The organism is Neptunicella sp. (assembly GCF_048268085.1).
In the GTDB taxonomy this organism is placed as follows: Bacteria; Pseudomonadota; Gammaproteobacteria; order Enterobacterales; family Alteromonadaceae; genus Neptunicella.
This window is the reverse complement of sequence record NZ_JBLWWF010000024.1, coordinates 37,546-60,360: the sequence shown is the minus strand read 5'-3', so window position 1 is coordinate 60,360 and position 22,815 is coordinate 37,546. Positions and strand designations below refer to the sequence as shown.

18 protein-coding genes are annotated in these 22,815 nt (G+C 42.9%); 11 read left to right on the top strand and 7 right to left on the bottom strand.

Features of this window, described 5'->3' with window-relative positions:
* Positions 1-251: 251 nt before the first annotated feature.
* The gene (locus ACTD55_RS16840) at positions 252-1,343 is read left to right on the top strand and encodes a sensor histidine kinase (protein ID WP_438865495.1); all 1,092 of its coding nucleotides are present in this window, start codon (positions 252-254) and stop codon (positions 1,341-1,343) included.
* Positions 1,336-2,091: a LytR/AlgR family response regulator transcription factor gene (locus ACTD55_RS16835; protein ID WP_438865494.1), complete on the top strand. Its 756-nt coding sequence runs from the start codon at positions 1,336-1,338 to the stop codon at positions 2,089-2,091. Before ACTD55_RS16840 ends, ACTD55_RS16835 begins: the two co-directional genes overlap by 8 nt.
* A gap of 58 nt (positions 2,092-2,149) precedes the next feature.
* Here ACTD55_RS16835 and ACTD55_RS16830 read toward each other — a convergent pair whose 3' ends face one another.
* The 4 genes from ACTD55_RS16830 to ACTD55_RS16815 all read right to left on the bottom strand — a co-directional run bounded on the left by ACTD55_RS16830 (position 2,150) and on the right by ACTD55_RS16815 (position 10,359).
* Complete coding sequence (locus tag ACTD55_RS16830) at positions 2,150-3,145, bottom strand: serine/threonine dehydratase (protein WP_438865493.1); 996 nt, start codon at positions 3,143-3,145, stop codon at positions 2,150-2,152.
* A gap of 142 nt (positions 3,146-3,287) precedes the next feature.
* Complete coding sequence (locus ACTD55_RS16825; RefSeq protein ID WP_438865492.1) at positions 3,288-6,392, bottom strand: cellulase family glycosylhydrolase; 3,105 nt, start codon at positions 6,390-6,392, stop codon at positions 3,288-3,290.
* Between the two features lie 86 nt (positions 6,393-6,478).
* Positions 6,479-9,670: a TonB-dependent receptor gene (locus tag ACTD55_RS16820; RefSeq protein WP_438865491.1), complete on the bottom strand. Its 3,192-nt coding sequence runs from the start codon at positions 9,668-9,670 to the stop codon at positions 6,479-6,481.
* A 371-nt stretch (positions 9,671-10,041) separates the two neighbouring features.
* Positions 10,042-10,359 carry a hypothetical protein gene (locus ACTD55_RS16815; protein WP_438865490.1) on the bottom strand — a complete coding sequence of 106 codons (318 nt, stop codon included), beginning with the start codon at positions 10,357-10,359 and terminating at the stop codon, positions 10,042-10,044.
* Between the two features lie 40 nt (positions 10,360-10,399).
* Here ACTD55_RS16815 and ACTD55_RS16810 point away from each other — a divergent pair, with 40 nt between their 5' ends.
* The 6 genes from ACTD55_RS16810 (at position 10,400) to can (ending at position 16,954) form a co-directional block, all read left to right on the top strand.
* On the top strand, positions 10,400-11,122 hold the full coding sequence (locus tag ACTD55_RS16810; RefSeq protein WP_438865489.1) for a tRNA1(Val) (adenine(37)-N6)-methyltransferase: 723 nt from the start codon (positions 10,400-10,402) through the stop codon (positions 11,120-11,122).
* Positions 11,123-11,239: 117 nt separating this feature from the next.
* Positions 11,240-11,776, top strand: coding sequence for a hypothetical protein (locus tag ACTD55_RS16805; protein ID WP_438865488.1), 537 nt, complete (start codon positions 11,240-11,242; stop codon positions 11,774-11,776).
* Positions 11,776-13,569, top strand: a complete 1,794-nt coding sequence (locus ACTD55_RS16800; RefSeq protein ID WP_438865487.1) for an OmpA family protein — start codon at positions 11,776-11,778, stop codon at positions 13,567-13,569. The genes ACTD55_RS16805 and ACTD55_RS16800 overlap by 1 nt, the downstream gene beginning before the upstream one ends.
* Positions 13,566-14,075, top strand: a complete 510-nt coding sequence (locus tag ACTD55_RS16795) for a Rab family GTPase (protein ID WP_438865486.1) — start codon at positions 13,566-13,568, stop codon at positions 14,073-14,075. The genes ACTD55_RS16800 and ACTD55_RS16795 overlap by 4 nt, the downstream gene beginning before the upstream one ends.
* Positions 14,068-16,197 carry a putative bifunctional diguanylate cyclase/phosphodiesterase gene (locus ACTD55_RS16790; protein ID WP_438865485.1) on the top strand — a complete coding sequence of 710 codons (2,130 nt, stop codon included), beginning with the start codon at positions 14,068-14,070 and terminating at the stop codon, positions 16,195-16,197. The genes ACTD55_RS16795 and ACTD55_RS16790 overlap by 8 nt, the downstream gene beginning before the upstream one ends.
* Positions 16,198-16,324: 127 nt before the next feature.
* Positions 16,325-16,954 carry a carbonate dehydratase gene (gene can / locus ACTD55_RS16785; RefSeq protein ID WP_438865484.1) on the top strand — a complete coding sequence of 210 codons (630 nt, stop codon included), beginning with the start codon at positions 16,325-16,327 and terminating at the stop codon, positions 16,952-16,954.
* A 72-nt stretch (positions 16,955-17,026) separates the two neighbouring features.
* Here can and ACTD55_RS16780 read toward each other — a convergent pair whose 3' ends face one another.
* The 3 genes from ACTD55_RS16780 to fldB all read right to left on the bottom strand — a co-directional run bounded on the left by ACTD55_RS16780 (position 17,027) and on the right by fldB (position 19,590).
* Positions 17,027-17,440: a phosphate ABC transporter substrate-binding protein gene (locus tag ACTD55_RS16780; RefSeq protein WP_438865483.1), complete on the bottom strand. Its 414-nt coding sequence runs from the start codon at positions 17,438-17,440 to the stop codon at positions 17,027-17,029.
* A gap of 12 nt (positions 17,441-17,452) precedes the next feature.
* The gene (locus ACTD55_RS16775) at positions 17,453-18,625 is read right to left on the bottom strand and encodes a hypothetical protein (protein ID WP_438865482.1); all 1,173 of its coding nucleotides are present in this window, start codon (positions 18,623-18,625) and stop codon (positions 17,453-17,455) included.
* A 449-nt stretch (positions 18,626-19,074) separates the two neighbouring features.
* A complete protein-coding gene (fldB, locus tag ACTD55_RS16770; protein WP_438865481.1) occupies positions 19,075-19,590 on the bottom strand; it encodes a flavodoxin FldB in 516 nt (171 codons plus the stop codon).
* A gap of 202 nt (positions 19,591-19,792) precedes the next feature.
* Here fldB and ACTD55_RS16765 point away from each other — a divergent pair, with 202 nt between their 5' ends.
* The 3 genes from ACTD55_RS16765 to dsbC all read left to right on the top strand — a co-directional run bounded on the left by ACTD55_RS16765 (position 19,793) and on the right by dsbC (position 22,813).
* Entirely contained in the window at positions 19,793-21,040 is a 1,248-nt protein-coding gene (locus tag ACTD55_RS16765) for an EAL and HDOD domain-containing protein (protein WP_438865480.1), read from the top strand.
* 38 nt (positions 21,041-21,078) lie between these two features.
* The gene (gene xerD / locus ACTD55_RS16760) at positions 21,079-21,993 is read left to right on the top strand and encodes a site-specific tyrosine recombinase XerD (RefSeq protein WP_438865479.1); all 915 of its coding nucleotides are present in this window, start codon (positions 21,079-21,081) and stop codon (positions 21,991-21,993) included.
* A gap of 91 nt (positions 21,994-22,084) precedes the next feature.
* Positions 22,085-22,813: a bifunctional protein-disulfide isomerase/oxidoreductase DsbC gene (gene dsbC, locus ACTD55_RS16755; RefSeq protein WP_438865478.1), complete on the top strand. Its 729-nt coding sequence runs from the start codon at positions 22,085-22,087 to the stop codon at positions 22,811-22,813.
* Positions 22,814-22,815: the final 2 nt, after the last annotated feature.

Sequence of the window (22,815 nt, the reverse complement as noted above, 5' to 3'; positions counted from 1 at the left end):
CTTCGCTTAGTCCAAGCTCCACGGGTAATACGCGGGATTGGGGTTTAGTGTGGTCAATGGCGGGCATGTCTGGTTTAAACGGGGAATGGATTATCTGAAATGGTTAATAATTAGCCTGATTGGCTGTGTGAAACTATTTTATCGGTATCTAGATGGTCAGTTTGATGGGGTGAATTGGGGGGAATAGTTGCTTTGCTACGTCGTATTGTTAAATAATCAACCAACGCTGTTAATAAAGTAGTAAGTCTTAGTTGAAAAATTACTGGAAAAATCTTCCCAAACGTCAGTTCTGGCTGGCCAATATTCTATTCTGGCTAGTCTTGACCTGTCTGGCGACGGATAATTCTTACCGTCAGTTACTGGCCTATGAACGTCCCGCAAACTGGATAGGAATTTGGTTTAATTATTTACCATGGTGGATGTTATGGGCAGTTGTCGCGCCGTTCGTGATTGCGGCATGCAAAAGTATCAGTTATCGGGAAGGCAAGTCGGCGCAGTTTATTGGTAAGAATTTGTTATCCGCGTTGTTGTTCTTGGGGATTTATTGGCTATTAACTATCGTGCTGTCATGGTTGATCGAATACCATGGTTCACTGGATTATGTTGAAAAAGTCTTTCGTCAATGGCGATTAAGTTTGTTGCACATTGATGTTCTGGTGTATTTAGCCATTGTTTGTTTGGGATACACTTTTAGCTACTACCAACAATCCAGAGCCCAGCAATTGCGCAGTGAGAGTTTGGCCAAACAGCTTGTTCAGGTTGAGTTGCAGTCGCTTAAATCACAAATTAATCCGCATTTCCTATTCAATACCCTCAATACCGTGGCCAGTTTGATCCGTCTGGATAAAAAAGGCGATGCAGTAAAAGCGTTAAGTGAGCTCAGTTTAATGCTACGTAAAGTGCTTGAAAATCAGGGCAACCAGATGATTACTCTGGAGCAGGAAATGGAGTTTATAAACAGTTATTTGAGTATTCAAAAGATGCGCTTTGAGCACAAACTCGAAACTCAAGTGGAATTTTCCAAAAACTGCCTACACAACGAAATCCCGTTTATGTTGCTGCAACCGCTAGTGGAAAATGCCGTGCAACACGGTTCACAACTTGAAACAAACAAAAATCTTTTAAGCTTGAAAGTTTATTGCGAGCCGGGAATATTACATGTGCATTTAATTAACAAGGTACCGGAAAAGGATGAACATAAAGGTTTCGGTATTGGTTTAAAAAATTGTCGGGAGCGGCTCGACAAGCTATACCCGGACAATTACAAGTTGGAGTTGAAGGCACTGGAAGACGGATATTTTGAGACTTCACTCAGTATTCCACTCGGAGCAACTGATGATTAAAGTGATGGTCGTCGATGATGAAGCCTTGGCACGGCAAACCATTTTATTATTATTAAAACAACAGCAAGATATTGGTTTGGTACTGGAAGCCAGTGATGGCAATCAGGCATTGGAAGTGTTTAATCAGCATCAGCCTGATATTGTCTTTCTGGATATACAGATGCCCGGCCAGACCGGTATCGAACTGGCACAAAAAATTGCTGACCAATGTGTGATTGTTTTTGTGACTGCCTATGATCAATATGCCATTACTGCATTTGAGTTTAATGCCATCGATTATCTGTTAAAACCCTACGATGATGAACGCTTTTACACTGCGTTGAATAAAGCCAGATCCAAATTGAATGAAGTTAATACGGTGAACTACCAGCAGGTAGGCGAAATTGTTCAACATATGATGGAAGAGCAAAGTTGCCGTTTTAAATCCCGACTGGTGGTTAAAGATCCGGGGCGTATCCGCTTAATTGATGTCTGTGATGTGGATTATATTGTTGGAGCGGGTAACTATGCTGAAATTCATCTGCATGAAGGCAAAACTATTTTACATCGTGAAACCTTAACGACACTGGAAAGCCAGCTGGATCCGCAGCATTTCATTCGAATTCATCGTTCATCTATTGTCAGACGCTCTTTTGTCAGTGAGTTAAGGCCGAACGAAAAAGGCGATTATACGGTGATCCTGAAAAACGGTGAGCAACTAACGTTATCTCGAAGTAACCGGCATAAGCTGGATGAACTGATTGGTTAATTGTTTGATCACGCGTTCATGGCTTCAATGCGATTAATTGAAGCCACCAGTATCCTGATTAATCCACAATTATTGGCATTTGTTGCAGATAATCCTGTTGCCACAGCGCCTGCATTTTTTGCTGATCAATATTACCGCCAGACAGGACCACCATGACTTTTTGTGGTGAGGACTGTTGCTGAAGCCATGCCACAACAGCGGCCATGCACATGGCACTAGTGGGTTCTACATGCAGTTTGAGTAAATGCTGTAGCCATTGGGTCCAGTAGGCGATTTGTGCTTCCTCGACGGTATAAAAATCATCAAGTTGTTGTAAATGTTCAAAGGTTAACTCGCTGATGGCTAATGTCGCGGCACCGTCAGCTAACGTTTGCGGGGATTGGTCAAAACGGAATATCTTACCGTTTTGTAACGATTGCATCGCATCGTTGCCAGCTAACGGCTCCACGCCAATTACTTCCGCTTGGGGTGCCAATTCCCGCGTAGCGATCAATGTACCCGATAATAAGCCACCACCACCACAAGGAGCGAAGATACCATTGATCCCTTCAACTTGTCGTAAGGCTTCAACGGCAACGGTACCTTGTCCTGCGATAACCTGTGGATGGTCAAACGGCGGGATCCAATATATGTCTTGCTGCTCGGCTGCCTGTTTAACTTGCTGATCGGCCAACGCACGGGTTGCACAAAGCGTCAGTTCGGCCCCATAGTATTCGGTCGCTGCCGCTTTGACCGCTGAAACATTCTGAGCCGCAAATATTTGTGCGTCTATGTTAAATAAATTAGCCGCCAGTGCGATTGCCTGAGCATGGTTACCTGAACTGTTCGCCACCACTTTTTTAGGTAACTTTCCCTGCTCTTGCAACCATGCCAACGTATTGATTGCGCCACGAAACTTGAATGCCCCACTGCGCTGTAAGCATTCTGCTTTAAAGTACACTTCATGCCCCAACCAGCTATTGAGCATGCGGGACTGAAAAATCGGCGTTTGGCTGGCGTAGGGTTGAATGCGTTGAAGGGCGGTGGTAATTTCGGAAAAATCAATCAGTGACATGGTTTACCTGTAAATGGCTAAAGAGAAGGCGAAAAATAATACCGGGTAATCCTATACCAAACCCGGCTATCGGGTCATTTCTTTTCATCACAATAAAAAAGCCGGGTGAGTGACCCGGCTTGTATTTGTTTTATATGGTCAATTATTGGCCAAACCCTGCTGGCTCTGAAGAGGATTTAATCCCGTTCGGGCCATTGATGATCTCGTTTCCTCTAGTGGTCAGTTCAACACTATCTTCAGAGGTAGACATATCCAGCACCACGGCATCACCGCCATTGCCTTTCCATGACCAAGCAATCCAGCCGAAGGGTACCACGCCATAAGCATGATTTTTTGCCTCGCTGAGTACTTCAGCATTAAAGCCGCCCTCTGCATAGTCTAATGCCCAAGCATCTACATCAGCCGGATCATTGAATCCCATGTTAAACAGGGTTTCCAGTTCCAGAGGTACCAATCCCACTTTTTCAACCTTGACGTAATCAACCAAAATAGGATCGTTCTTATTGTTACCCACACCACCGACTTGCATCCCCAAGCGTTGCAGGGTTTGTACCATGCTGAAATCTACATCTTCAAAGGTGATGACTGTCCAGTCACCTAAGGTAAAGTCAGCCAGAGTTTTATCTTCGGTGGTATCCCAGCCTGACCAGTCATCACCGTGTTGTACGTAAAAACGGAAGAATAAGTCGGTGGCATCCGAATAAGAGGCTGGCACAAAGACTCGAGCACTGATGGTAACCGGTGTGCTGGTATCTAAACTGGCTGTGCCGCCATTCACATATAAGCCTAATTGATCTTTAGTCGCCCATTGTTGGCTGAGTACCAGATTAGAACCGTCGACCGAGATAGCACCGGTGGTATCTTCCCATGGATCCCGTTCCCAGCCACCTAGTTCACCAATAAAGTCTTGCTCGTAATCCGTGACTAATCCCATCACACCGCCAGCATCGATAGATTCTCCATCGGCTAGTACGGCCACATAGTCAATCAGAATGGGATCGGTGTTTTCAGTCATGACCACACCACCCATTTCAACCCCAAAGCGTTGGAAAGGAGCAACTTGGGAGGATAAATCTACATTATCGACCGTCACTTCAGTCCATTGACCAGGAGTAAAATCAGCGATAGTTAAGTCTTGGGCGGCAAACCAACTCCAGCCCTGATCTTGGACAAAAAACTTGAAGTAAAGTCCACTCTCATCCGCATAAGAGGCAGGAATAAAGACTTTGGCTTTTAAACTGACCGGTACCGAGGGATTAATATTGGTCAGGCTACCGGCAATACCAAAACCTACTTTACCTTCGGATATCCAGTCAGGGGTAATTACCAATGAGCCAGCTGCATCGGCCGTTACGGTGCTGGTTCCGCCCCAATATTGGCCCCAATTTTCTGCATCAGCATCAAATTTGGCATAGTAGGTAGGAGGGCTGCCTGCATTTTCACCAGAGTCTGGGCCAGTGACTGTAATGGAATCGATTAATATCGGTTCTGATTTACCGGCACTGACGCCGCCAAACTGGATACCAAATTTTTGTAATGCCCCAAAGGTACTCCAATCAACATTGTCGAATACCACCTCAGTCCATTCACCGGGGGTGACATCATCTATACTGGCGTCATTGGTTTGTCCCCATGCCCATGAGTCACCATGGTTAACGTACACTTTGAAATACAAATCCGTTTCACTGGCATACTCTTCAGGTACGAACATTTTTAATTTAATAGTTAACGGCTGGCTGGTATCGATACCGGTATTGGCACCACCCACAAAAACAGCAAATTGATCGCTGGCAGACCAGTCTTGGGTGATAATTAAATTGTCAGCATCGGATGAGACAACGGTACCAGCAGTCCAGTCTTTGCCCCAACCTTGGGTTTCGCCAATAAAATCAGCTTGATACATAGCAGGTACTGCACCGCCGGCCTCTATCTTGATATTATCAAACTTAATGTCTCCTTCGATATTAGTAGGTTTACCATTAGCAGATACTTCAAAGCCAATTTTTTTCACGTCACCTAAATTAAAGCCGTCTTCTACATAACCGGCTAAATCAGCGGTACTTTGAATGGCAAAACTAAGATTGGTCCAGGCATTACCTTTTAAATCGGTATCGTTAGCTTGTAGGAAACCTAAACTGGCGTAATGATCGCCACCATCGCGCAAATACATTTGTACGCCGAGTTTGGCATTTTCCACATAACGAGCCGGAATATATACATCGGCACTGACATTAGAGCCTTGTAAGTCAAGGGCTTCAGCCAGTTCATATTGATATGCGGCTTTATCTGACTCACCTGTCCACGGGAAGCTTAATACCATGGCCTGATCACCAACGCCTTTATTGATCAAATCGGTGTGATCAATGGATGCGGGGCCAAATGCCATAGAGCCACCAAATTCACCCACAATAAAAGGCACACCGGTTTTCGACATGGCATCGGTAGCGGCAACAATTTTATTGCTGGAATTCCATTGGGCATGATAAGCATGTACTGACAGCACAATATTTGATTCTGTGTCGGCAGCTTGCAATTCAAGCCCACGGTCAGCTAAGAACGCATTGTAATCTTGGCCACAGCCGGGAGCATCAATCACTAAAGGGACTTTAAAACCGATTTCACGAAATTCGCGGATGATCGATTTATAAGTATCGATATATTCTGAATAGCCCACACTGTTGGCATCCCAGATACCGGTTGGGCCCCATTCGTTGGCAATATTAATCATTAAATAGGGCTGGTATTTGGCTTCCACCAGCACATCAATCCATTTATCAAACCATAATTCTTGGGTGTATTTATTGATAAACTCATTGCTTTCGGTACAGGTGATTTCACCTTCGCCTTCCCAAAGCATAGGCATAGCTATCATGCCTTGGGCGACGATTTCATCCAGTGCTGCGCGAAGTTGTTCGGCCGTGGTGTTAGCTCTTAGTTGTAACCGGACCACGTTAGAGCCGGTTTCTTTTATCGCCGCAATCCCGGCCAGTCGAATATCCGGATTATCGCCATACTGTAAGTTAATACCCCGTAACAGAATTGGATCAGTTGAAGCATCGTAAATTTCATTGCTGCTGGTGGTGATGACTAATGCATCTTCCGGCGGTGAAGGTCTATTCGGTAACTCGACGGGAGGATCGGGCACTAAAGTGTCAATATCCGCGTTTTTATCCAGTAAATCGCCACCACAGCCCTGGACTAACATAGTGGCCAAAATGATGGGCAGATAACCTAAACGTAGTGTCATTGTTGAACTCCATTTATTCAATTTTTTCATATAAATCTCACTGTACGACTATTGGTAGCGCACGTTTAAAAAGGGTTAAGAGACGATTACAAGCTCAGCGATATGCCCAAGGTGTAGCGTCTTTCCTGTACCCATAGTGATTGAAATTGGTCTTCGTATTGGCCATAACTTTTCCGATCTTGCGAGGTCAAATTAGTGCCACTTAATGAAAAGCTGAGATGATCGTTAACCCAATAATTAATCTGTGCATCCAGATAACCGGTAGGTTCTGCCCAATTACCTAAATTGAGCGGTACACCATTGGTATTAAGTCCGACTCGACCGATATATTCTTCACTTCGCCAGTTATAGGCAATCCGCATATTCAGGCCATCTTTGTCGTACCATAAAATAGTATTGGACTGATGTTTGGAGTTTGAAGGTAGCGGTAAGGCATTACCTTCGACATCTAAATCCGGTGATTCACTGTCGGAGTAGGTGTAGTTAAACTCAAAACCTAATGAGCTAAGGAATGGATTTTCGAAGAAAGTGAAGGGTTGTTTGTAACCAATCTCGAAACCGGTCAGATCCGAAGCACCCACATTACCGGTGGTCCACACATTGACCATACGTCCACGATTAATGCCATCAGCATCGGCAAAGTTACGCTGCTCTTGATATTGTGCTACTGCTGTTTCAACATCGATCAGGAATACGCCAACACCTAAAATTGAGTTTTCAGCGAAGTACCATTCGGCGGAACTGTTATACACCGTGGCGCGCCAAGGTTTCATATTCGGATTACCACGATCATCACCACCACCGGCACAACCTACTTGGGCATCGCGCAATTGACCGCTACCGTCACGAACTTTGACGGGTAATCCGTCTGAGCCCGTTTTGGTACATTGCTGATACCAGAGTACAAGGCTGGAACCGAGGTTTTCCAGATTGTTACGGGTCATATTTTTCGATGCACCTAAACGCAATATCACGTCATCGGTCGGGAAAAAATTGAGGTTAAGTGACGGCAATACATCAGTGAATGAGGTATCAATCGTTTCTGTGGTAGAAACAAAGGGAATTTTTTGCCAAGGTTGTGAACCTGAGCCCACCGAATTATTTCGATCCAGTACTGCCGGGATCACTGCTTTGGTAATTTCACGCTCTGTTTTAACCACCCGCACCCCTATATCACCTTCAATCGGGATCCCGAAGAACTTGTTATCATCGGCAAAATTAGCCTGAAAGAAAGCGGATGTAGAAGTTTCTTTTACCGCATAAGTAAAACCGGGATCTTCAATAGTTTTTGTGCCGGGGTAGAGTGTATTTAAGAATTCCAGCGGACTATCCCAACTGTTTGGGTCCAATGATGATACGCCATTTTCGAAACCTTTTATCGGACCAAAGTCAGTAAATATCGAGGTGTCACGAGGAGTAAAACCATTGTCCAGATAATCACCGGAATTACGTAATCCGGCCTCTTCTTTTTCATAGTAGAAGTCACGCCATTCGGGGTATTTTTGCCACACTTCATTACCGGGAAGTAATTTATAGCGTTTGTCTACGGGAACGGTTGCGTCATCATAAACAGAGTAACGCCCAGTTGGCATAGCGTAGAAGAACTTGGTGTGATCTGCTTTGCGAACACCACGGCGTAGGCCAAAGTTCATCGATTGTACAAATGAATCAGAATCGAGAAAATAAGTCGCATCAGCACGCAGTACATCTAGATCGGCATCGGTATCGGTACCATCACCAGCCGCCTGATATTTTCTTAATTTACCCGCCGAGGAAAGATCATTAGCAATCGGATCGTAGGCAAAGGTAGGCACATCACCACGATAATCAATGGTGACATCATAAACAGTGAACGGATCGCGCCCATTAATACCATCTTCATCTACCCATAACCAAGCGGGGGTACCTTGTTGCAAGTTGGCAGTGCGATATTGTTTCTCGGCATGGGCATATACATAACGTATTGATGCTTCGAGATTGTCATGGTTGGAATAATCCAACTGGACATTGGTGTTTAATGCCGCTGTGTGATTAATATTGGAACTCGATGTGGTTAGGAATTCTCGCGAATTTATATGTGCCACTTGCAAGGTGTGTAAGCTTTTGGTCTGGGTATTGCCATTATCATCTACATAACTTATATCGCTACCTTCACCGACAATCGTGCCTTCTTTAACGAGGACGTTATATAAGTTTTCCGGTTCTTGTGGGCCATTATTGACTGAAACCGAATCAATGCTGGATGCAGCATTAAAGTTGATATTAACGCCACGATCATATTGATCCATTTTGGTATAAAACACATCACCGCTGATAGTAAAGTTATCGGATAACTTAGCTTGGATACTGAATGCACCACCTTTACGCTTTCTCTCCATAAAGTTGCTACGTACACCAAAGTTAGCTGGTACCAAATACCAGTCATTGACCAAATCGCCATCGTTATCTAAGTCAAGTGGGTCGCTTGGTAAACCACCTTGAGAATCGAGGAAAGCTAATCGGTTATCATCCCAAATCTGATAATTGGCAGCATTGGATTCTGAGTCGAACAAACCGGCGGTAAAACCAAATTTATTGTCATGGTTATAGCCAATAAATACATTAATATTGTGATCGATACGAGGCGATATAGTGCCATCACTATTGACCTTCTCATCGGTCATATCACCCTGTGAACCTTCTAGGCGAATATTGCCTGTCCAGCCATCTTTTAGATACAGCGGTTTAGCGGTTTTTAAATCGACCAGACCGGAAATACCGCCAGACAAGGCCTTAGCGCTGATGGATTTATATACATCCACACCAGTAATCATACTGGCAGGAATGTCACCGTAATTGGCACCGACATCGGTAATGGTCCAAGGGCTAAGAAATTGTTCACCATTTAATGTGGTTAGCACCTGAGGCATACCGCGAATATTTAGTGAGGTGGCTTCGTTGGCTTCCCGCTGTACTTGTACACCGGAAATTCGGGACAATGAATCGGCAATGGTCGCATCCGGCAACTTACCTATATCTTCAGCGACAATGGAGTCAACAATATTGGAAAACTCTCTTTTTAAATCAATGGCGGCGGCTTGCGAGCCACGTATCCCTTTGACTTCAATTACTTCCACCGAATCACCGGTTTTCTCGACTGCATTATTATTATTATTCAATAAGTCTTCGGTTTCATCTGGGGTAACATCTTGTGCTACACCGATTGGGCTGAGTAATGCACAGCCTACGGCGAAAGCCGTGGCTTTTATTCGGGTATTTAAACCTGTCTTTTTCAGCATAAATTGTTGTCCTCGTATTGTTCTGTCCCGGAATGCCCTTTGCATTGTATCCACCCTTTGTTAAGCCATCAGCTCATGTTGGATGGTTTTAATGTTACCGGTTACATTTGTTTTCCTATTAAATCTGAATGACAAAATTAAGCGATATTCAGGAATAAATAGGTAGAAAGAACGTATTTAACGTGTCTGTCTTTGTCTTCGAAATGTTTGATTTATGTACCAGTAACAAAGGAATGTAAATTATTGGCTAATAAATTACCAGTTATTTTAACAAAAAATTTACAAGGATGTTGTTCGCATTTATTGCCCGGATGAGTTGAATAAATGGATTTTTTTTGTAACCGGATACATTGCGACGATCAAGACTTCTACTAAAACGACTCTTTAGCTTTTGTGTAAACAGAAAATTCAGGGGTGAGTGAAAAAGTACGTTGGCGTGAAAAGCGGGTTTGCTTGACCCACAATTTAATTTTCTGTCCTTGCTTAAATTGGACATTATCAAAAGTGACTTCTATACCATTTTGCAGCGCAAAAGTGGTGGTGGGAGGAGACGTGCTGTTATTGGTGCTGATCACGGCAGCATACATTTGCCCGGGTTTGCCTACGGGAGTGTCAAAAAACAGATAAGCACAAACTAATATCAGCATGACAAACAGTGCTTTGTGATGTTTAAGTAACGGCTTTTTCATTTATAGTGCGTCTTGATGTTTTCTTTGATTGTACAGGTAAATGAATAAAGTCTCAGGGTTTCAATTTAAGCAGTTCTTTATTGAACATGAACAGGTCGCCATGAAAGTCGGCACCGATAGCATCATTTTGGGCAGTTGGCTGGAGACTAAAGCAACGCATCAGCGTATTCTGGATATTGGCACTGGCAGCGGTTTACTGGCAATTATGTTGGCTCAAAAAAGTGTCCAGAACAGTCATATTGTTGGTATTGATATTGACTCTGGCGCAATGACGCAAGCTGAAAAAAATGCAGCGAATAGCCCTTGGGCAAACAAATTACATTTTGCTAACCAGTCGTTACAGCAGTATCAGGTTCATCGTGAAGCAGAAAAATTTGATTTAATTGTTTCTAACCCTCCCTATTTCCCGGCGGGACAGTCCTTCGACGCCGCTCGACAAACCGCTCGGCATCATCAACAGCTAACCTACGCACAATTAATTCAACATAGTGCCAGATTGTTAAATCGCCACGGGCGTTTTGCCTGCATTATTCCCACCCAGTTCAGCGATGAAGTCATCAACTATGCCACTGAGCAAGGTTTATATGTTAGTCAGCAATTATCGATTCGTTCCAAGGCAGAAAAGCCAGTGATTCGCACCGCCTTGCAGTTTTCATTTCAGAGCGGTGAGCAAAAGTGTGAGGAACTCATTATTCATACTGAAGATGGAAAATATTCGGCGGCATATAAAAAGCTGTGCATAGAATACTATGTAAACTTCTAAACTATTGTTGATTAATTGACCAGTAACGAAAAAAGCAGTAAAAACAAGACTATTAGCAGGAACTGACTAAACTTTAGTCAAATGTGCAAAATATAATAACGCTAAAGGGATTGCTTTATGTCTGATAAAAAATCAACCACGTTATCCAAGCCCAGTTCAGTGTCGCCTAGCGATGAATTAAATCAGCTGCGTCAAATTGTTTTTGGTGATGCACAAAGAGCATTGGAAGTCCAGTTAGCGCAATTGCAAGCCTCACTCGATAAAGGGTTGTCGGCTTTGCATAGTGAATTCTCAGATAAATTACAAAAAATGCATGCTGAAATGGATCAATCCCTGTCTGAGTTGGAAGACCGCATTCAATATGTGGATAAGCAACATGATGACAAGGACGATATCGTCCACAAGGAACTCGATAGTCTGGCTGCTGAACAGGATACGTTTGCACTGGGCACCGATAAACAGCTACAAGAGTTAAATCATGCTCTGGAGCAGGAAACACAAGCGTTATCATCTCATTTTAATAAGCAGTTAGCGGTACTGAAAGCCCAGTTAGAACAGGTGTCTGCGGATTTAAGTTCGTCTAAAACCGATCGTAAAACCTTGGCTAAGTTACTGGCCACCATGGCGACTAATTTGGAAGATGATCCCCAGTAATGAGTCAGTCGTCTGCAAATGAACATGATGAGCAGGATAAACAACAGCTAGAGCATTTACGGGAATTAATTCTCGGCAATGATCGTCAATTAGTGACCGAAACGATTCGACATCAGGCACGTGAACTGGTGGCTGATGTGGTGGCCGAAGCGCTGCATGACAGACAAAAGCAGGACGGGAGTATTAATAAAGTACTGCAGCCTATTGTGGAGCATTCCGTTGAGAAGTCCGTATCAAGCCATAGTGAGAAGTTGGTGGGATATTTATATCCTCTGGTAGGGAGTCTGGTGCGTAAGGCGGTATCAGCTTTTTTGACCGACTTTATCGAGAAAACCAACCAATTACTGGAAAATAGTTTGACCGTGCGTGGGCTTAAATGGCGGTTTAAAGCTTGGCAAGCCGGGGTCAGTTTTGCTCAATATGTTGCCTCGCAAACGTTTATTTATCGGGTTGAGCATTTACTGCTTATTCATCGTAAAACCGGGTTGTTGCTCAAGTCGGTTGATTATCATCAACATAGTCGCGGTGACGCAGATTTAATTTCCTCCATGTTAGGTGCCATCAATGATTTTGTCAGTGACTCTTTTGCCCCCGGCGAAGAGGGGCAGGAAGAGCAACTGCAAAAAATCAGTACCGACAATTTTACCTTGTTGATTAAACCCGGTCCGATGGCATTAGTGGTTGCTGCGGTGACAGGTAATGCGCCGCAATCGGTAACCGATCAAATGCAGCTCACACTGGAAGATATTCACCGTTTATATGCCGATGATTTGCAACGGTTTAACGGCGATGCCAGCGTATTTGAGCATGCTGAATCGCAATTACAAGACTGTTTATTAGCGGAACAAAAAGCAGAGCATTTTGATCGTCAAAAACGTTTTCCATGGAAAGCGTGGTTGTTGGTGTTCATTGTCGTATTGTTAGTTGGAAAAGGTTTATATAGCCAGTGGCAACAGAGTCAACTGGCGCAGCATCTTCGCCAAATTGATCGGCAACCAGGTATTATTGTTAACAAGATTGATATACAAGATCAGCACAATATCAAAATGGATTTGATGCGTGATCCTGCTGCTATCTCGGTACCGCAATGGTTAACAGAGCAAGGTTTAGATTATCTTCATATCGAGGTAAATGAACGCGGTTTTATATCTCAAGATGCAGAATTATTGCACGCCAAAATTGCCAAATTACTGAGTGATTACAATGATATAACCTTTCAGTGGCATGGTAGTCAATTACAGTTAAGCGGGCAGATTGATATAACCGAGCGTGAAGATGTGTTAACTCGTCTCGCTATTTTAGGTTATGTGAGAGGCAGTAATTTACAGTTAACCGATGTTGTTTTTAGTCATTCGGAGTCAGGAACCAATACCGAACTGGTAAGCCAAATGTTCACCCGTTTGATAGGGCAAATTAGTGCAACTCAACTCCATTTTGAGGTGGCTAGCAGTGCTATATCTGCGCCAATGCGAGCCAAGTTACAGGTGTTATCCGAACGCTTTGGGCGTTTGCAATCATTGGCAACGCAGTTGAATTATCAGATTGACGGGTTAGTGATTGTAGGGTCAAGTGATAACAGTGGTCGTGCCGTTACTAACGACCAACTTAGTCAATTGCGCGCTAACCATACCCTTGTTGAATTAACCAAGCTTGGTATCGCTCCGCGGAATTTACTGGCGACCGGTTTAGGTGAAGTGGATTTGGGGAACGATGGTTCAACTGCACGGAAAGTGATGTTTAATGTGATGTATAGCCACAACACGGATGATTCTTCGTTAGGACAAGCCCAATGATCCAGAAAAAAATATGTTTATTTGGTGCCTCGGGCGTAGGTAAAACCAGTTTGATCAGTCAATTTGTGCAAGGTATTTTTAGCGACAAATATCTCACCACCATCGGGGTTAAAGTTGATAAAAAATTGATCGAATGTGAGCAGCAACAAGTGCAACTCATGCTGTGGGATATTGAAGGTACGGATCGTTATAGTGTTTTTCAGGAACGTTATTTACGCGGTGCCTCGGCGTACATTATCGTGGTTGATCAAACCCGTACTTCGTCATTAATCGAAGGTATTGATATTCACTCTCTTGCCAAGCAAGTGAATGGTTGCCCAACTGTGCTGGCCGTTAATAAATCTGATCTTGAGCAACACTGGCATTGGAATGAACGACAACTTACGGATTATCAGGCCTTATTTGATTTGAGTTTTAATACCAGTGCTAAAACCGGCGACAATGTTGAATTGATGTTCCAGCAACTCGCTGAACTACTCGTGGCGGAGCACCAGTCCGATGACTAATTTACTGAAAGATTTGGCCAATGGGCTGGATCAAATGATTCTCCAACCGGTTGCTCATCGCCATGATCAGTTTATTTGGGTTGAAGGGGATAAACCCTGGATCCAGGCCTTTATTCCCAACGCTAAGCAAGGAGAAACGCTAGATATTAGTCAGCACTCATTATTCTTGAGTGATTTCTTGGTGGAAGCCAAGATGCTGTGGTCGGCAGAGGGCAACGGCATTATCAAATCCGGACTATGGACAGAAGTGACTGAAAGTGGATATTCGTTAAATCTTGAAGCTATCGCTATTGTGCAAAACAGTCAGCCTTTGCTGGTTATCGTGAATAAATCCGATGAATTTGCTTACCGTCAGCGTACGCTGCAATCGGCTCGTGAACTGATGTTAGCCAATGACAAGCTGCTTGAGCAGCATGATTATTTGCACAATCGTTTGTTAACAATTTTAAAAAGTCCGAAGGTTTTTTCTGATGGTGTTGGTTCTTTAGCGGTTGCGATTGAGCACGCCGGGTTTGCAGTTATGATACTTGATCAGCAGCTGCAACTGGTAACCGAAAACCCGGCTGTCGCAGAATTATTTGAATACAATATCCAACAGCAACGTTCCGTGCCGACCCCCAGAGAAACATTACTCAATTTAATGCGCACCCAATTGCCTGAGTATGAACGTATTTTTAGTACTGGCTCCAGTTGGTCTGGGGAAGTGTGCTGGATGCATCCTCCGCATACACTCAAATGGTTTAAACTGGCAATATATCCGGTCACCCATGAGTCAACGCAAGCTCGGAACTGGGTGTTTTTTATTAATGATATTACGCATATCAAGTATTTATTGCAGCGTAATGAGCAACTGACCTTTCAAGATCCCTTAACCCACTTACCCAATCGTCATGCCTTTTGGCAAACGTTGCAACAGCGTATCGATAAACAAGAACCGTTTTACCTGCTGTATGTAGACATTAATCACTTTAAACGCATCAATGAATTTTATAATCATGCCGAGGGCGATAAATTATTAGTGGAATTGGCCGGACGATTACATCGTTCACTAAAGAAAAAAGATTTTATTGCCAGAGTGGGTGGTGACGAGTTTGCAATTATTTTGGCCGGTGTGGATTGCGAACAAGACTGTAAAAAGATCACCTCACGGTTACTCAATGTGGCCGAGCAACGATTTTATACCGAGTCTGGAGAGCATTACCAGGTGGGCTTGTGTATTGGTGCCACCAGTTTTCCTCATGATGCACAAAAAGTTGAAGAATTGATGAAGTTTGCTGATTTAAGTGCCTATAACGGTCGTAAGCATAAAACCAGTAGTGTGCAATTCTATTCGCAGAAGCTCAAAGAGGCCTCACGCCAACGGATTGAGATGGAAGGGGCACTGGTAAAAGCTATCTCGAACGACGAATTTGAGCTGTTACTTCAGCCTATTCTAAATTTACAAAGCGGTAAGATTTTTAAAGCCGAAGCGTTGATCCGTTGGAATCATCCTGAGAAAGGTTTAATTATGCCTGCTGACTTTATTCCTGTTGCAGAGCAAAGTGGTTTAATTGCACCCATTGGGCGTTGGGTGTTCGAGCGTTCCTGTCACATGCTTAAAATCCTTCAACAGGCGGGGTTTCAAATCAAGATTGCTGTCAATTTATCTCCGCTACAAGTGATAGATAAAACGTTTTTTGACTTTGTTCGTACTTGTCTTGAACAAACACAAGTGGATCCGGCTTATCTCACCCTGGAAATAACCGAAGGCGTATTGGTTAACGATTATCGTCAAATTCATCATTTATTGTTACGGATCCGCGACATGGGGATCAGTATTTCGGTTGATGATTTTGGTACAGGCTATAGTTCATTAGCCTACTTAAAAAAATTGCCATTAGACTTCCTTAAAATTGATCGCTCATTTGTGCAGGATATTGTCACCGATGATAATGACAAGGCGATAGTCTCGGCCATTATTGCCATGGCCCATAAATTAAATTTAGGAGTGATTGCCGAAGGGGTCGAGACCCATGAGCAGAGAGACTTTTTAACGCTCAATAGTTGTAATTCAGCACAAGGATATTTATTTAGTCGGCCGATTAAATTGGATGCCTTGTTAACCCTGTTGGCAGATAACTGAACAGACCAGTTATTATTTTAGTTTTATTTACGTATTTTTTTCCCTTCCCGAGCGTTAATTTGCTATTTTATCCGCTCAAATAACTTCGTGTTTAAATTTTTATTCAACAAAATAACAATGGCGGCTTATGCGAGTTTTAAGTAATTTTTTTGAAAATAATAGAAATTGGGCTAATAGAATAAAAAAGCAGGATCCTGACTTTTTTAGCAAACTATCCAAACAGCAAAATCCCGAATATCTATGGATAGGCTGTTCTGACAGCCGAGTACCGGCTAGTGAAATCGTTGATATGATGCCGGGAGAAATTTTTGTTCACCGTAATATTGCCAATTTGGTGATCCATACGGATTTAAATTGCTTATCGGTGATCCAATATGCTGTTGAGGTATTAAAAGTTAAGCATATTATTGTTAGCGGTCACTATGGTTGTGGAGGCGTGAAAGCAGCTCTGGGTAATCAGGAACACGGTTTGATCGATAACTGGTTGCGCAATATCAAAGATATTTATCGACATAATCAACAAGAAATTGATGAAATTGAAGACGAAAAAGCCAAAGTTGATCGCTTGTGTGAGATGAATGTGATTGCTCAGGTTGCCAATGTCTGTCATACCACTATTGTGCAAAATGCATGGAAATCGGGTCAACAATTAGCAGTGCACGGTTGGATATACAGCATTGATGACGGCATTATTCGCGATTTGGATGTTTGCATAACGAATCCGGATGAAATCGCGCAAACCCATCGTATTAAATAATGTAATACCGATAAAACCAAAACACCCGCTATACAGCGGGTGTTTTATTAATAATACTTAAGGTAGCAAGTACTAAAGGGTTAACACGACCTTAACGGAAGCATCTACTTTAGCCGCATCAATATAGCCAATAATATTGGGATTGGCAGCAACGAGTTTTTTCACTTCATCATCACTGTTAACTTCTTTCGGTGGCGTTCCTTTACCAGTAAAAACCAACTTGGACCAATACGCTTTAATTTGGCTGCCTGATTTGTTTAATACCTTGGTATTGAACTCCTCGGATAAATCACCTTGCTGATTAATCGGTACCGCACTTTCACCATTGCTAAAGCTTTTGTCTTTACCAAGGAATAGTTTAGTGACTTCGTCCTGACTGATGGTTGCGCCATTTGCTGGATTAACAATGACGGCAACGTCAGCACTAGCCAGTTGGCTAAACAATAAGGTGGAAATGAAGGTGGCTAAGGTTAATAACTTTTTCATATTCATTTTTCCTTAAAATACGCTAACGATGGCAACCTGAAACAGATTGGCGTCTTTATCTGTGATCTGGTTTTTGGTATTGGTAAATTCAAATTTTACAGCGGCTGAATCGTGGAAATCCCAACGCGCACCAATAGTATAAAATGGACTATCATCTTCCAGGCTGGCGATAGCACCTTGAGTGACGCCATACAGATAATCCAGGCCAGGATCAACGCCCAGAGGGACATCGCTATTGGCTAAAAGATGAGATTTGTCGGTATCTTTATTGACACCATAAGTCGCATGTAACATCACGCTGCCCATACGTTTACCTAATGAGGTATACCAGGAAGATTGTTCAGGCAAGATAGTATGGTCGATTGTTACTTTGGTCACTTCAGCAATAAATAACCAGTCGTTTTTATCGATTTGTAACCCTAATTCAGTAAATACCCCTTTGTCGTCATTAACGGCTAATTCATTACCAATATAAGCGAACGGAGTTTGCCCCCATCCGGCCTGTAAAGCGGCTAAATCGGCAGCGGTACTATTGGCAGCACCTTGCTCAAACGGGAAGGTCAGATCGCTTTGGAAATAAGCTCCACGCAGGGTTAACCAGTCATAATTCCAAGTTAGCGAGCCACCCAATATCTGTTTAAATTCGGTTTGAATTGGTGTACCTGAAAATAACACCTGCTTATCGGTATTGTTACCAAAAACCACATGAGTCGTTAATGTGGAGTCATCGAAGTTGGCGGTGTAGATAGAACCGATACCATCAAAGGAATCAAAGGGTAAGTCATAAACTGCAGTTGGCGGACGGATCCAGTGATACGCATAGGATACATCCAGGTAGTCAGAGTAGAGAAATAATGGAGCACGTTGACGGCCCAGTAAAAGGCGCCATTGATCATTCGCTTCATAGCTTAAATAGGCCCATGAAAATTTTGGATCCCAATCGTTGTCACCACGGGACATGATTTGTATTGTCGCAGTAAGGCCATCACCTAAGTCAGAGCTTCCCTGAATGGCAAAAAATGACCCAGCTTTCATATCAAAGTCATCATTGTAACCATCTAAATACTCGTCACTGCTAGATGTCATGCCACCGGCGATAGTTCCAAAACCTGAAAAGTTAATTTCAGCCGTTGCGCTAAAACAAATAAACGCGGTTAGAAACACCAATATTGAGGATTTTTTCATCTCTACACCTTTTAACAATTAATGGACAGAAACTACTTTAAAAGTAGTTTCTATTTGCCAGCTGTAAAGGTAAATCCTTTACAAATCAGGCTAATATGAATACGAGGGGGGCTTTTATCTGCTTAATTAGTACATCAGGCATCAGGTTTATGATCGACGTTAAATCAATCGAAATAACGCTCCGACTTCACTAAATATGTATAAAAGTTAAACAACCTCATAATCAGGGGCGCGAATACTAGAGAAAAATCATTGACTTATCTATAGGATGTCATCGGATGAGTATGGGTGAATGGCTACTTTCGGGTATGTATTTCTATACGTGGGTATGTAGTTGACTGAAAAATAGGCAGCTTAATGAGTCATTAATCGCATTGAGGGGCAATTAGGCTAAGGGATGCATGTATTTTGCTGATTGTTCGAAGCACTCATTCATGTTCATTATCGATTTAACTCAATTGTTCAAGCAGGGATTCGGTCCATTGGTTGATACGTTGTTCGGTTAAATCATATTGATTTTCATCGTCAAGAGACAAACCGACAAAGTGAGATTTATCATCAGTTAAGCCCTTTGAGGCATTGAATTCATAACCTTGATTGGGCCAGTAACCGATAATCTGGCAATCTAGCAACAGTAACTCATCATGCAACAATCCCAGTGCATCCTGAAACCAGTCAGCATAACCAATTTGATCGCCTAAACCGAACAATGCAACGGTCTTATCGACTAAGTTTAATGAACGTATGTCATCCCAATGTGATTCCCAATCTTCCTGTAGTTCACCGAAATCCCAGGTTGAGATCCCAAAAATCAAAATGTCGTATTGTTCAGCCAGAGACAGCTCAACCTCTTTGATATTGTGCAAATCAACCAGCTCTTCCCCCAGTGCTTGCTGAATTTTTTCGGCGGCCATTTCGGTGTAACACGTTGTTGAACCATAAAACAGGCCAATTGTTGCTGCCATTACAGATTTCCTAGTTGGATCCTAATCCGCTGTATTGTGCGGATAAGTGCGGCTCAGATCCAGTCCAGCTTGAATTTTATTGTGGTGTATTCACAGCAGAATAACCGTCGCTGTATGTCTTATATTTGTTGGCCTATGTCACGCTTGCTGATAAAGTGCTCATGTGCAAAATTATTGATAAAAAAAGTCAAGGAAAAATGTCATGTTTGCTTATGTTGCTCGTCAGCCGATTATGGATAAGGATCAAAACGTTTGTGCCTACGAACTATTGTTTCGAGATGGCAAGGAGAATTGTTTTCCTAATATTCAGCCTGACGAAGCCACCTCCAGAATATTGGCAAATAACCATCTCACGCTAGGTTTAGAGGACATTGCGTGCCATAAAACCTCCTTTATTAATTTTCACCGCGATAGCTTACTGAATGATTTTCCCAGCATGCTGGATCCCGAGCATGTGGTGGTGGAAATCGTTGAGACCATTCCCACCACTGAGGAAATGGTGAATGCCTGTAAGAAAATAAAAGATAAAGGTTATAAATTGGCCTTGGATGATTATACCTTCGATGCTCGTTGGGACATTTTTATGCCCTATATCGATATTATTAAGGTGGATACTCACCTGTCCGATTATCAAACCATCGCAGGCAAAATTGAGAAACTGCAGAAGGCCAATATTCAATTGCTGGCTGAAAAAGTAGAGACTCATGAAGAGTTTAATTTATACAACAATCTGGGCTTTAATCTGTTCCAAGGCTACTTTTTTGCTAAGCCTGAAGTTATCAAACAAAAAAATCTACCTACCTCCAAATTGGCATTAGTTGAATTAATGAAAGAGAGTGCCAACAGTAGTTTTTCTTTCGATAGAGTCAATGCAATTTTGGAACGTGATGTCGGGCTGGCTTACATGTTATTGCGTTTTATTAATAACCCTACCGTCAATAAACGTTACGAAATAACCTCATTGCGTCATGCGCTTAATTACATGGGAGAAGTTGAATTAAAGAAATTTATTTCCATTTTAGCGCTGGCGAAACTGGGTGATGAAAAACCCATGGAATTGCTGCATATGTCGTTGGTGCGCGCCAAGTTCTGTGAGTTGATCAGTCACGCTCGCAAAGATGTGGATAATCCCCCTAAAGGATTTCTGGTGGGATTATTTTCGCTACTCGATGCGTTGCTGAGTCAGAATCTAAATGACGTGGTCAACAAACTGCCTATTGATCTTGAAATTAAGCAAGCGTTGATGGGGGAAAAGGGGCGTTTAGCCGACTATCTATCGGTGGCTAAAGCTTTTGAGAGTGCCAATTGGCTTAACCTTATTCGTTTGTCGAAAGAGCTGGCGGTAGATCAAAAACTGCTCCATAGCTTATTTAACCAAGCGATAGTGTGGGGCAATGGGGTACGCCAAACTCTTTCTCCACATTATCCTAAAGCCCAGGCATCTTACTGATTAAAAGCCCGGTTAATCGGGGCAACGCAGAGTATAACGTGACAAATAACAGCAGTGCTTATGAGGAGCAAAATAGCCAGCATATCGATTTATTTCTGCAATCACTGTGGCTGGAAAAAGGCCTAAGCGACAATACCATTGCGGCATATGGGCGTGATTTAAAACAGCTATCGAGTTTTGTGGCGAAACAGCAAATATTGTTATCTGAGCTCAGTACCGACGATATTAATTTTTATTTGGCTCATCGCTATGATCAAGGTTTATCTGAACGCAGTACATCACGTTTTTTGAGTAGTCTACGCAATTTTATTCAATACCAATTACAGCACAAGCAACGTACTGATGATCCAATGCGATTGTTGCAAAACCCTAAAATTCCCCAATCGTTACCAAAAACCTTGAGCGAGCAACAGGTTGAGGCGTTATTGGCCGCCCCGTTGGTTGATGACCCGGTGCAACTGCGTGATAAAGCCATGCTGGAAGTGTTATATGCCACGGGACTGCGTGTTAGTGAATTAGTGAGCCTTAGGGTTAACCAGCTCAGCGTGATGCAAGGCGTTGTCAGGGTAACAGGCAAGGGCAACAAGGAAAGACTGGTTCCGTTGGGCGAGGAAGCGTTGGAGTGGATAGAGCGTTATATGCGTCAAGGGCGGGGATTATTGCTTAAAACCGGCAGCGATGTGTTGTTTCCCAGCAATAGGGGGACTCAAATGACCCGGCAAACGTTTTGGCATCGGATTAAATATTATGCCAAAACTTCTGATATTCGGGTGGAGTTATCGCCACATACCTTGCGACACGCCTTTGCCACTCATTTACTCAATCACGGTGCTGACTTGCGGGTAGTTCAAATGCTACTTGGACATAGTGATTTATCCACCACGCAAATTTATACGCATGTCGCCACGCAACGGTTACAAAAAGTCATACTTGAGCATCATCCAAGGGGCTGAACTTTGCGCATCGATAACATACAATGCAATCATAACTAGCCCTGACCGGTCTAAGCTACATTCCGGTTTTAACTAAAAGAAGTATTCCTACATGATCAAAAAGCTAATTGTTCCGTTTTTATTGTTGTTGGCTAGCCAACAGAGTATGGCGCAAGGTACTGATACCGGGTTAAAAGATAGCGATGCCCAGTTAAAAGCCTTCCTGTTACAAAATCTGGGTATTCAGGTTAAGCAGGTTAAATCTTTGCCGGTGAGTGGATTAAAAGAATTGATTACCGACAGAGGCGTTTTTTATAGCTCCGCAGATGGTAAATATTTGTTGCAAGGCCGATTGTTTAATCTTAATGACGGTATTGTCAACGAAACAGAGCAAACCTTGGCGGGCATGCGTCAAGAGGGGATTAAAGAGTTTTCCGGCAGCGCAATACGTTTTGCTGCTGAAAATGAAAAATATCGGATTTCGGTATTTACTGATATTACTTGTGGATATTGCCGTAAATTGCACTCGCAAATTGAGCAGTACAATAAATTGGGTATCACTATTGATTATTTGCCGTTTCCACGTGGGGGATTGAATAGTCAAACTTATGATGACCTAGTGTCTATCTGGTGTGCAGACGATCCGAAAGAAGCACTGACCGAGGCAAAAGAAGGCGCTAATGTGGTGGCTAAAACCTGTGATAATAAAGTACGCAGTGAATATGAATTTGCCTTGCAAGTCGGAGTGAATGCGACGCCTTCAATCATCACTCAAAATGGTACGCTTATCCCCGGTTATCAACCGCCGATGCAATTGTTGGCGACATTAAGTGATCTTTAATT